10 protein-coding genes are annotated in these 12112 nt (G+C 37.6%); all 10 read left to right on the top strand.

Features of this window, described 5'->3' with window-relative positions; all coding sequences use genetic code 11:
- The first annotated feature begins 246 nt into the window (after nt 1–246).
- The 10 genes from ACIQ7N_RS04260 (at nt 247) to ACIQ7N_RS04215 (ending at nt 12110) form a co-directional block, all read left to right on the top strand.
- Nucleotides 247–1437 (top strand): DHH family phosphoesterase, encoded by a 1191-nt coding sequence (locus ACIQ7N_RS04260; RefSeq protein ID WP_402930455.1) that lies wholly within the window; start codon nt 247–249, stop codon nt 1435–1437.
- A gap of 237 nt (nt 1438–1674) precedes the next feature.
- Nucleotides 1675–2520, top strand: a complete 846-nt coding sequence (locus ACIQ7N_RS04255; RefSeq protein WP_402930453.1) for a DUF4179 domain-containing protein — start codon at nt 1675–1677, stop codon at nt 2518–2520.
- A 104-nt stretch (nt 2521–2624) separates the two neighbouring features.
- On the top strand, nt 2625–3785 hold the full coding sequence (gene chrA, locus ACIQ7N_RS04250; RefSeq protein ID WP_402930452.1) for a chromate efflux transporter: 1161 nt from the start codon (nt 2625–2627) through the stop codon (nt 3783–3785).
- Between the two features lie 429 nt (nt 3786–4214).
- The gene (gene hemW / locus ACIQ7N_RS04245) at nt 4215–5360 is read left to right on the top strand and encodes a radical SAM family heme chaperone HemW (RefSeq protein WP_402930451.1); all 1146 of its coding nucleotides are present in this window, start codon (nt 4215–4217) and stop codon (nt 5358–5360) included.
- A gap of 89 nt (nt 5361–5449) precedes the next feature.
- Nucleotides 5450–6478, top strand: a complete 1029-nt coding sequence (hrcA, locus tag ACIQ7N_RS04240) for a heat-inducible transcriptional repressor HrcA (RefSeq protein ID WP_402930450.1) — start codon at nt 5450–5452, stop codon at nt 6476–6478.
- A gap of 17 nt (nt 6479–6495) precedes the next feature.
- Nucleotides 6496–7062, top strand: a complete 567-nt coding sequence (grpE, locus tag ACIQ7N_RS04235; RefSeq protein WP_132356845.1) for a nucleotide exchange factor GrpE — start codon at nt 6496–6498, stop codon at nt 7060–7062.
- 75 nt (nt 7063–7137) lie between these two features.
- A complete protein-coding gene (dnaK, locus tag ACIQ7N_RS04230; RefSeq protein ID WP_132356844.1) occupies nt 7138–8976 on the top strand; it encodes a molecular chaperone DnaK in 1839 nt (612 codons plus the stop codon).
- Between the two features lie 232 nt (nt 8977–9208).
- Nucleotides 9209–10327 carry a molecular chaperone DnaJ gene (gene dnaJ, locus ACIQ7N_RS04225; protein WP_132356843.1) on the top strand — a complete coding sequence of 373 codons (1119 nt, stop codon included), beginning with the start codon at nt 9209–9211 and terminating at the stop codon, nt 10325–10327.
- Nucleotides 10328–10348: 21 nt separating this feature from the next.
- On the top strand, nt 10349–11290 hold the full coding sequence (gene prmA, locus ACIQ7N_RS04220) for a 50S ribosomal protein L11 methyltransferase (protein WP_132356842.1): 942 nt from the start codon (nt 10349–10351) through the stop codon (nt 11288–11290).
- 82 nt (nt 11291–11372) lie between these two features.
- Entirely contained in the window at nt 11373–12110 is a 738-nt protein-coding gene (locus tag ACIQ7N_RS04215; RefSeq protein ID WP_132356841.1) for a 16S rRNA (uracil(1498)-N(3))-methyltransferase, read from the top strand.
- Nucleotides 12111–12112 lie beyond the last annotated feature (2 nt).

Below are 12112 nucleotides of genomic sequence, written 5' to 3'. Positions count from 1 at the left end.
TAAAGCTAATGATGGGAAAGTGCTATAATGCGGTAAAAATTTTTACAATAAATACTATTTTAAAAATAATATTGATTTATTTAAGAGTGGTGAATGTTTTAATGCTTTATAACTATTAAAGGTAATAAATATCTATTAATCTATTTTTAGTTAAAAATTTTTTCATGGGAGCATATCATCATAAATATGTCTTACAATACCGATAATTTTTTCACTGATAAACCATACTAATATTGAGGTGAAAAAATGTATAAATTGCTATCGCATAATGATTTAGATGGAGTAGGTTGCGGGATTTTAGCCAAGCTTGCCTTTCAAAATCAAGTAAAGGTTAAGTACAATTCAATTTCAGCATTGGACCGCGAAATTGAGTATTTTTTAGACAATAACGATCAAGATACATTTTTATTTATTACTGATTTATCTCCAAACGAGGAAAATGAAAGGAGGTTAAACGACTATTATATCGCAACGGGCAAAGTTCAATTACTTGATCATCATAAAACGGCTTTTCATTTAAATGATTATGAATGGGGTAAAGTATCGATAGAAGATGAAAAGGGCAATTTAACATCCGCAACGTCTTTATTTTATCAGTATCTTGTTATACATGGATTTTTAGAACAAAGGAACTCCATCACAGAATTTGTAGAGTTAGTGAGACAGTACGATACGTGGGAATGGGAAAAGAATGATAATCAGCAAGCACGTCGACTCAATGCACTCTTTTTTTTAGTATCCATCGAAGAATTTGAAGAAAAAATGCTTGAACGTTTACAGACTAGCGAACATTTTGACTTCGATGAATTTGAAAAGAAAATTTTAACAATGGAAGAGGAGAAGATAGAACGGTACATCCGTCGAAAAAAAAGGGAGTTAGTGCAAACATCGATAGGAGACTATTTTACGGGTGTGGTTTATGCAGAATCGTATCATTCAGAGCTTGGTAATGAATTGGGAAAAGAAAATGTACACCTCGATTTTATAGCTATATTAAATATGGGTGGCAAAAAAATTTCATTTCGTACCATTCATGATCACATAGATGTTTCGGCAATTGCAGCAGAATTCGGAGGGGGAGGGCATCAAAAAGCAGCGGGTTGCTCTTTAACAGATGAAGCTTATGAGCAGTACGTGGCACAAATATTTCATATAGCACCAATACCAGAGGATGCGAAACGAAATCGCTATAATTTAAGGTTCTCTTCTTTCGGGACAATGTATAAAAACCTAAAGGAAGAATTTTTCCTCCTATATTCAATAAGTGATTTTGATTGGGTAATTGAAAAAAATAAACTTCCATTAGATCAAATCTTTACAAGTTTTTATGAAGCAGAATGGTTTTTAAAAAGAAATTATCAAGCATGGTTAGTGAAAGATGAGTTATTTGTAGATTATTTAATGGAAGAAGCCAAAAAGGTTCGTCATCAAGAGTAGGGATAAAGGATTTACGCACAGTTTTGTGTGTAAATCTTTTTTTACTCCTAGGAAGGTGGATGTCGATAAAATTCAAAAGTTGCGCGATAATTCCTCAATGTGTTCGGATAAAACTAAAATTATACATAGTGAAATCAGCCAAACCTTGACATCGTTAGAGGTTATATAATGTCCAATTGAAAACTACAATAAATAAAAAGCATTTGTGAAGACATACTTTCTTAAAATGAGGTGTACATGGTGTCCAATGATATGCTTCTTGTCGAGAATGAGCCTAAGGAAAATCGAGGGCGGAAAATATGGTTTATTGTTGTATTGCTTTTATTGGTAGCTACTTGTGTTATTGTTTATTATTTTTTGTTTAAGAAGGATTTAAATTTTGAAGCCTACAAAACAGTGATCGATAAAACTGCTGAAAATAGTCTCGGACGTTTAACGTTAAATGAAATAATAATTGATGATAACCAAATACTACTGAATGCTACCTTTAAGCCAGTAAAAGGCTTAAATTTCGACTACCAGACCTTTTTCTTTCCACAGGTTTTGGTGAATGGAAAAGAGTTCACGGTTAGAAATGGAGGACAGACTATCCAGCAATCTGATAAAACCTATACGATCTATAGTAGTGTGAAATTAAGTGAACTACCAGATGATAAAATATTAAACTTAGATATTCGTTATAACGACTGGAACGGCGAAAAAAAGATTGACGCGCCGTGGGAATTTCAAGTGGAAGCTTCACAAGAGCAATTACAAGAAGATAGAAAGGTCTTCCCTGTTGAGAAAAAAGTAAAGCTTTTAGATGGTCAGGAAATAACAATAGAGGAGGTTGTTTCTACACCAATATCAACAACGATATACTTTCATTCAGAGAAAAGCTTACTAAATGAAGCGTTGCATTTTAAAATCCAATCAGCAGCAGGGGAATCTTGGCCATTTAACGTAGCATATCCTTTGAATGAAGAGTATACAAAGTGGGGTGTTCGCCTCGATGCATTATATTTAACGGGAAAGAGCTATGAGCTTATTCCGGTAGCTGCAAATGGAAGTGAATTTGGCTCTGCCATCAAGATTGGAGATTAAGAACAAACATAACGCCCATATTCAAACTTTACAATATCTTAAACCAAACGGTTGATTACCTCTAGTACTATAAATATAGACGACATGGAAAGTAGTTGAAAATATTGCGAAGGTTATGGGAGATTTTTTTAGTTTCGCTTACATTAGGTTGTACATCTTTTGGTGGCCCCACTGCACATTTAGGGTATTTTCAAAATGAATATGTTCAGAAGCGTAAATGGTTATCTGATCATGACTACAGTCAGCTTGTTGCACTCAGTCAATTTTTACCTGGGCCAGCATCGAGCCAGGTAGGGATGGGGATTGGCTTATTAAGAGGCGGTTTATTTGGAAGTATTGTGTCATTTGTTGGTTTTACATTGCCGTCAGTTTTGCTACTTATGGCATTTGCGTATTTCTCTGTACATACAGAGATGGATATCGGGTGGATTCATGGTTTAAAATTGGTGGCCGTTGCGATTGTTGCACAAGCTATTTTTGATATGTCAAAAAAATTAATCCTAAGTATTCGCCATCTAATAATCGCTTTGTTGGCACTGATGGCAGTGCTTTTGTGGATCCATCCACTTGCTCAAGTGACGACTATTATTGTGGCTTCTTTTCTCGGCTATCAATTTTTAAAGAAAATCAATCATAAAGAGAACCCAGAAGAAACGGTTGTACCTATTTCAAAAACGGCAGGTAAATGTTTTTTAGCACTGTTTATTATACTTCTTGTTGGTTTACCAATTGTTAGCTCACTCATTCAATATGAATGGTTTACAATCCTTGAAAAGTTTTATCTATCAGGTGCATTAGTGTTTGGTGGAGGTCATGTCGTATTGCCTTTACTAGAGGCACAGTTTGTCCAAAGTGGGTTAATAAGTTCTTCAGATTTTTTAGCAGGATACGGATTGACACAGGCAGTCCCAGGTCCATTATTTACCTTTGCTTCCTACATAGGCATGGTCATTGCTGGAGTCCCTGGGGCTATTATCGCTACGATAGCTATTTTTTTACCGGCATTTTTGTTAATAATAGGGGCAATGCCTTTTTGGTTAGCTCTTAATCGTTTCGCCGGATTAAGAGGGGCGATGGCTGGTGCAAACGCAGCAGTTGTTGGAATACTAGCTGCAGCTTTTATTCATCCGATTGTGACACAGACAATTCAAAATGCTCTAGATATAGTACTTGCAGCCGCTTTATTATGGTGCTTGATGCGTTGGAAAGTTCAACCTTATTTGCTCGTACTAATTGGCATTTTCGTAGGGATTGTATGTTATTAAGGATACAAAAAACAAAACCATTTATTGCATTGGTTTTGTTTTTTGTGAAATGAATTGAAAGCTTGGATAAACGCTTCTTTTCGAATCGCTAATTTCTTCATATAATATTGTAGAGATTGGCGAGAAATTTAATGGTTAGCAGCGGCTGAAATATTGCCGTTACAAGCTTTAGAATTTTGCGGAAAATAGTGTGCTTGAGGAGCCTTCAAGCATACTATTTTTTTGCGTTTCTTTACGATATACTCTAATTGCTGTTCATACAGAAAGTGTCTCAACTTCAAATGTTGTATATTGTAGAAATTCAAAAGATTGGTATTAACGCAACATAGTTTTGATTTAGTTATTTTACTAACTTGATTCATGGCGTTCCGTGCCGCTATTGTTTATAATGAGGAAATGGAAAAGACTAACGAGAAAGAAGGGATAGCTATGGCACGAGGTGTTTACATTCATATTCCTTTTTGTCATCAAATTTGTAATTATTGCGATTTCAATAAATTTTATTTTAAAAATCAACCAGTAGATGAATATATAGAAATGCTTGGCAAGGAGATGGAGCTTGCGACAAAAAAATATCCCGAGAGTTTTAAGCACATCGAAACGATATTTCTTGGTGGCGGTACACCAACAGCACTATCACCTAAACAAATAGATAGACTTCTTGAGCTTATTCGTACGTATATTCCGATGGACAATGTGACAGAATTTACATCAGAGGCCAATCCGGATGAGCTTTCAGAAGCAAAAATGCAGGCATTGTTTGACGGTGGTGTAAATCGCTTAAGTATGGGTGTACAATCCTTTGATCAAGAGTTGTTAAAGAAAATCGGTCGTACTCATAGTAACAATCATGTTTATGAAACAATTGCCTTGGCGAAAAAGGTAGGCTTCAGAAATATTAGTTTGGATTTAATGTACGGGTTGCCGGGTCAGACGATGGCACAATGGCAGGACACCTTAGAAAAAGCGTTCGCTCTTGAAATACCACATTATTCTGCTTATTCACTAATAGTGGAGCCAAAAACGATTTTTTATAATCAATACACAAAAGGGAAGCTCCATTTACCTACTGAAGATCTTGAAGCTGATATGTACGATGTGCTAATGAACCAGATGGAGGCGCATGGACTTCAACAATACGAAATAAGTAACTTTGCTCAATCTGGTTTCAGTTCTAAACATAATAAAATATACTGGGAAAATGATGAATATGCAGGATTTGGTGCTGGTGCTCATGGGTATTTAGCGGGCCAGCGTTATTCAAATCATGGACCATTGAAAAAGTATATGGATGCAGTAAATGCAGGGGAACTACCAATTGTCTATGAGCATGTTGTAACAGAGAACGAGAAACGCGAAGAGCAAATGTTTTTAGGTTTGCGTAAAACAGAAGGAATTACACACTCTATATATGAAGAAAAATTTAACGAATCAATGTCTAGGGATTACTCATATGTCATAGAAAAGTTAGTTTCAGAAGGTCTTTTGGAACAGGATACTAAAGGAATTCGACTCACGCGAAAAGGTCGCTTTGTAGGTAACGAAGTATTTCAACAATTTTTACTAGAAGATTGAGCGATATCATTGACATAAAATGTAGGATTTGATAACTTAATAATAGTATTAGCACTCCTCTTAGTTGAGTGCTAACAGAGGTGATAATCATGCTAACAAATCGGCAATTACAAATATTGCAAGCTATCGTAGACGACTTTATTATGTTTGCACAGCCGGTAGGTTCTCGCCAAATCTCCAAAAAGCAAGAGATTACATTTAGTCCAGCCACAATTCGAAATGAAATGGCGGATTTAGAGGAATTAGGCTTCTTAGAAAAAACGCACACTTCCTCTGGTCGAGTGCCTTCGGAAAAGGGTTATAGATTTTATGTAGATCATTTGTTGAATCCCCAAGGCATTAATTCAAGGGATATTCAGCAAATCCAATCAATTTTTAACGATCGCTTAGTAGAAGTAGAGCATATTATCAGAAAGTCAGCCAATATTTTATCAGAACTGACCTCGTATACATCGATTCTTTTAGGACCAGATGTTCAAAGACATCGAGTAAAACGATTTTCAATTGTGCCACTTTCTAGCGACACAGCAGTAGCGATTATCGTAACGAATAATGGGCATGTTGAAAATCGCATGTTTAGTCTACCGCCTAATTTTACCGCTTCTGATTTAGAGAAAATGGTTAATATCTTAAATGAACGACTAGTTGGTGTTTCATTAGAAGATATTCATAAAAAACTCGAAGCTGAGGTGCTAACAGTATTACAGCAGCACGTTCAATCAGCGGATGATTTTATTCACGCTCTCGTGACAGCGACGATGCATAATTCGGAAAGTAAAATTTTCTATGGTGGTAAAACAAATATGTTCAACCAACCTGAATTCCACGATTTAAATAAAGTCCGAATGATTTTGGACTTAATGGAAACGACTAGCCAAGTGCAGTCACTCTTCCATCCTAATGAATCGGGCATTCACATTCGTATTGGTTCAGAAAATAAACAACTAGAAATGGAAAACTGTAGTGTCATTACGACCACTTATTCTATTGGTGAAGATCAGCAAGGGGCTATAGCAATTATTGGTCCAACACGAATGGATTATAAACGTGTTGTTGCTTTACTAGACGTAATACGCTTGGATTTAACACAAGCCTTTACGAAGAATCGTAGTGATTGATAATGAGGAGGATAAAAGTGACGGAAAAAACTGAAAGCAAAGACCTTGTACAGGATTTACAAGCTGAAAATGAGGTAGAAGAAACAGAAGTAGTAGAAGAACAAAAAGCCGAATTAACAATCGAAGAACAGTATGAAGCAAAGCTAGCCGAGTTACAGGCAAAGCTAGACGACGAGGAAAATCGTCATCTACGCTTACGTGCTGACTTCGATAATATTCGCCGCCGCAATCAACTTGATCGTGAGGCCGCTGAAAAGTATCGCGCGCAAAGCTTACTGTCTGATTTATTGCCAGTAATTGATAATTTTGAGCGTGCCTTACAAGTTGAAGCGACTTCTGAAGAAGCTGCTTCCATCGTAAAAGGTATTGAAATGGTGTACCGTTCTCTGATAGAAGCTGCTGAGAAGGAAGGCTTACAAATTATTAAAGCTGAAGGTGAGCAATTTGATCCTAATGTTCACCAAGCTGTCATGCAGGAGCAAGATAGTGAAAAAGAGACAGGTGTTGTCTTACGCGAGCTTCAAAAAGGTTATATGTTAAAGGATCGTGTATTACGCCCAACAATGGTATCTGTAAACGAATAGGCTTAGTACTATTTAATTAATTACATTTAGTTAGAAAACGCATTATTTGCGTTTAAATAATAGGAGGAAATTTTTATGAGCAAAATTATCGGTATTGACTTAGGAACAACAAACTCTTGTGTTTCTGTACTTGAAGGCGGAGAACCAAAAGTAATTCCAAATCCAGAGGGGAACCGTACAACACCATCTGTTGTCGCGTTTAAAAATGGCGAACGTCAAGTTGGTGAAGTAGCGAAACGTCAATCAGTAACAAATCCTAACACAATTATTTCTATTAAATCTAAAATGGGTACATCTGAAAAAGTTAAAGTGGAAGATAAAGAATATACGCCACAAGAAGTTTCTGCAATGATTCTTCAATACTTAAAAGGCTATGCTGAAGACTATTTAGGTGAAAAAGTAACAAAAGCAGTAATTACTGTACCTGCTTACTTCAACGACGCTCAACGTCAAGCTACTAAAGATGCTGGTAAAATTGCAGGTTTAGAAGTAGAGCGTATTATCAACGAACCAACAGCTGCTGCACTTGCTTATGGTTTAGACAAACAAGATACAGATCAAAAAGTATTAGTATTTGACCTTGGTGGTGGTACGTTTGACGTATCTATTCTTGAATTAGGTGACGGTGTATTTGAAGTATTAGCAACAGCTGGTGATAACAAACTAGGTGGGGACGACTTCGACGATGCTATCATCGAGTATCTTGTAGCAGAGTTCAAAAAAGAAAATGGCATTGACCTTTCTAAAGATAAAATGGCTATGCAACGTCTTAAAGATGCTGCTGAAAAAGCGAAAAAAGACTTATCAGGTGTAACATCTACTCAAATTTCTTTACCATTCATTACTGCTGGTGAAGCTGGTCCATTGCACTTAGAAATTGCTTTAACTCGTGCAAAATTTGACGAAATTACATTACCATTAGTAAACCGTACAGTAGGTCCAGTACGTCAAGCATTATCTGATGCAGGTCTTTCAACATCTGAAATTGACCAAGTAATTTTAGTTGGTGGTTCTACACGTATTCCAGCAGTACAAGAAGCTGTACGTAAAGAAACTAATAAAGAGCCACACCGCGGTGTAAACCCTGACGAAGTTGTAGCGATGGGTGCTGCTGTTCAAGGTGGCGTTTTAACTGGTGATGTAAAAGACGTAGTTTTACTTGACGTAACTCCACTTTCATTAGGTATCGAGACTATGGGTGGCGTATTCACAAAATTAATCGACCGTAACACGACGATTCCAACATCTAAATCACAAGTATTCTCAACTGCAGCGGACAACCAACCAGCAGTAGATATTCACGTACTACAAGGTGAACGCTCAATGGCGGCAGACAATAAAACTTTAGGTCGCTTCCAATTAGCAGATATCCCACCAGCACCACGTGGTGTACCACAAATCGAAGTAACATTCGATATTGATAAAAATGGTATCGTATCTGTTAAAGCGAAAGACCTTGGTACAAACAAAGAACAAACAATTGTGATTCAATCTGATTCTGGTTTAACTGACGAAGAAATCGAGCGTATGGTAAAAGATGCTGAAGCAAATGCTGAGGCGGATACTAAACGTAAAGAAGAAGCAGATCTTCGCAACGAAGCTGACCAATTAGTGTTCCAAGTTGACAAAACAATTGCGGACTTAGGCGAACAAATTACAGAAGATGAGAAAAAATCTGTTGAAGATGCTCGTGATGAACTGAAAAAAGCGCTTGAAGCTGGCGAATTAGAAGGCATTAAATCTGCTAAAGAAAAACTAGAAGGCGTATTACAGCCATTAGTTATGAAAGTATATGAACAAGCTGCAGCAGCTGCTCAAGCAGCTCAAGGTGGCGATGCTGGTGCAGATGCTGGCGCTGGTAAAAAAGATGATATCGTAGACGCTGATTTTGAAGAAGTAAAAGACGATAAATAATAGTAAGTAACACAGTTAAGTGAAGAAGCCAAAGACCGCTTGCGGCTTTGGCTTTTCTCTTTATCTTAAATATATCCACTTACATTTAATCATCTAGGTGCATAGGTATGAATGAGAAATGTGAAAAAATATATATGCAACATTTTTAATGAATATTTAATAATAAAATAGAGGCAGTTTTTTTAACTGCGTGATACAATAGATTTTATGCAAAAAGAGCGGAGTGTGAATCATGGAGAAACGCGATTACTACGAGGTGCTTGGTTTAACGAAATCGGCTTCTAAAGATGAAATTAAAAAAGCATACCGTAAATTATCAAAACAATACCATCCTGACCTTAATAAAGAGCCGGGTGCAGATGAAAAATTCAAAGAAATCGCTGAAGCTTATGAAGTTTTAAGTGACGATCAGAAAAAAGCACGCTATGATCAATTTGGCCATGAAGATCCAAATGCAGGCTTTGGTGGTGGCTTCGGAGGCGGCGGCTTTGGCGGCTTCGAGGATATTTTCAGCTCATTCTTTGGTGGTGGCGGTCGCCGTCAGGATCCGAATGCACCACGCAAAGGTGACGACCTTCAATATCGTATGAATATTACATTTGAAGAAGCAATTTTCGGGAAAGAAACAGAAATCGAAATTCCTAAAGATGAATTATGTGATACTTGCCACGGTTCGGGTGCAAAACCAGGTACTAAACCTGAAACATGTTCAACATGTAAAGGTGCGGGTCAAGTAAATCAAGCTGTAGATACACCTTTCGGCCGTATGATGAATCGTCGTACTTGTTCTACATGTCATGGTACAGGTAAAATCATTAAAGAAAAATGTTCAACTTGTCGTGGCGAAGGGAACGTTCAGAAACGTAAGAAAATTAAAGTGAACATTCCAGCAGGTGTAGATGATGGTCAGCAAATCCGTGTGTCTGGTCAAGGTGAGCCAGGTATAAATGGCGGCCCGGCGGGGGATTTATATATTATGTTCCGCGTTCAAGGACATAAAGAGTTTGAACGTGATGGCGATGACATTTATTACGAACTAAAACTGACATTCCCACAAGCAGCTCTTGGTGATGAAATAGAAGTCCCAACGGTTCATGGAAAAGTAAAACTACGTATTCCTGCGGGAACACAGTCAGGTGCACAATTCCGTCTAAAAGACAAAGGTGTCAAAAATGTACATGGCTATGGTACAGGGAATCAATATGTAACAGTAAAAGTTATAACGCCAGAAAAATTAACGGAAAGACAAAAGCAATTACTACGTGAATTTGCGGAAATCAGTGGTGACATTCCTGAAGAACAAGGAAGCTCACTATTCGATAAAATTAAGAAAAAATTCCAAGGTGAATAATTAGAGGAGCTGAAGAGCTACGTGAAGTGGTCAGAATTATCCATTCATACAAAAAATGAAGCGGTAGAAGCAATTTCGAATATTTTGCATGAAGCAGGGGCAAGTGGTGTAGTTATTGAGGATTCTGCAGAATTTGCGAAGCCACGAGAGGATCAGTATGGTGAAATTTATGCGCTAAATGAAGCGGATTTTCCGAGAGATGGTGTTATTGTTAAGGCGTACTTATCGGAGTCTAGTTTTTTAAATGAAACAGTCGAAGAAATTAAGGCGGCTATAACAAATTTAACGAACTTCAACATCGATATTGGTGAAAATGTTGTATCGATTGTGGAGGTTAACGAGGAAGATTGGGCAACAGCATGGAAGCAATATTATCATCCTGTAAAAATTTCTGAACGCTTTACAATTGTGCCAACATGGGAAGAATATGTACCAGTATCAACAGATGAATTAATAATTGAATTAGATCCTGGTATGGCTTTTGGTACAGGAACACACCCTACAACTGTTATGTGCTTACAAGGGCTTGAGAAGGTTGTAAAAGAGGGCGATACGGTGATCGATATCGGCACGGGTTCAGGCGTTCTATCAATTGGTGCAGCTTTACTAGGAGCTAAGAGCGTACATGCACTTGATTTAGACGAAGTAGCTGTTCGTTCAGCACAAGAAAATGTTGCATTAAACAAAGTAGATGATAAAGTATCTGTATTCCATGGAAATCTATTGGATACAGTTAAGGAACCAGCTGATGTCGTTGTGGCTAATATTTTAGCAGAAATTATTATGTCCTTTACTGACGATGCATTTTCAGTTGTTAAACCGGGTGGATTATATGTCACTTCAGGCATCATCGGTGCGAAACGTGATGATGTAAAAGCAGCACTAGAAGCTTCAGGGTTTGTAATCGAAGAAGTATTACTAATGGAAGATTGGGTAGCGATCATTGCCCGTCGACCACAATAAATTGATTGAGGAAGCGCCAAATCGTGAGCCGAGTGCTGGCGATTTGGCGTTTTCTCTTCTTGCTATAAAGGAGTATGGTAACATGCAACGCTATTTTATTGAGACGACCATTGAGGAAGCACGTATTAGTGGCGAGGATGCGCGACATATTGAACGAGTAATGCGTATGAAAGAAGGCGACAAAATCGTTGTCGTTGCACAAAATACCGCTCATATATGTGAAATTATAGCCTTCGATGCCGATGAGGTACACGTTCAAACTACAGGTGAAATTATTCCTTCTCCAGAGTTACCTGTTCATGTAACAGTGGCATGTGGTTTGCCAAAGGGCGATAAACTAGAACTTATAACGCAAAAGGCAACGGAGCTTGGAATGTTTGCCCTAATGCCATTTGAAGCAGAGCGTTCCATCGTTAAATGGGATAAAAAGAAAGGTGCCAAAAAGCAAGAGCGACTACAAAAAATTGCAAAAGAAGCAGCTGAGCAATCCCATCGTACACATATCCCAGAAATTTATGAACCAATCTCTTTTAAACAGCTACTGGAACAAGTTGGCCATTTCGACGCCGTATTTATAGCAGATGAAGAGGATGCAAAAGCACAGCAACGCACAAGATTTGCGGAGAAGTTAAAAAAAGTGTATGACAAGAAGTCGAAATCCGTTCTTATTATCTTTGGTCCAGAAGGTGGCATTGCTAGAAAAGAAGCAGATGCACTGCTTCAAGCCGGTGCCCAAACGATGTCATTAGGACCCCGCATTTTACGTGCAGAAACAGCGCCACTATATGCACTGTCTGCAATATCTTATGAATTTGAATGAAA

Origin of the sequence: Lysinibacillus sp. NPDC095746, from assembly GCF_044763535.1 — a bacterium.
In the GTDB taxonomy this organism is placed as follows: Bacteria; Bacillota; Bacilli; order Bacillales_A; family Planococcaceae; genus Lysinibacillus.
Note: the sequence above shows the minus strand (reverse complement) of the source record. Positions and strands in the feature narration are given on the sequence as shown.

Coding starts and splice junctions, on each gene's coding strand:
- ACIQ7N_RS04260 (WP_402930455.1), top strand. CDS start 247: ATGTATAAATTGCTATCGCATAATGATTTAGATGGAGTAGGTTGCGGG.
- ACIQ7N_RS04255 (WP_402930453.1), top strand. CDS start 1,675: ATGGTGTCCAATGATATGCTTCTTGTCGAGAATGAGCCTAAGGAAAAT.
- hemW (WP_402930451.1), top strand. CDS start 4,215: ATGGCACGAGGTGTTTACATTCATATTCCTTTTTGTCATCAAATTTGT.
- hrcA (WP_402930450.1), top strand. CDS start 5,450: ATGCTAACAAATCGGCAATTACAAATATTGCAAGCTATCGTAGACGAC.
- dnaK (WP_132356844.1), top strand. CDS start 7,138: ATGAGCAAAATTATCGGTATTGACTTAGGAACAACAAACTCTTGTGTT.
- dnaJ (WP_132356843.1), top strand. CDS start 9,209: ATGGAGAAACGCGATTACTACGAGGTGCTTGGTTTAACGAAATCGGCT.
- ACIQ7N_RS04215 (WP_132356841.1), top strand. CDS start 11,373: ATGCAACGCTATTTTATTGAGACGACCATTGAGGAAGCACGTATTAGT.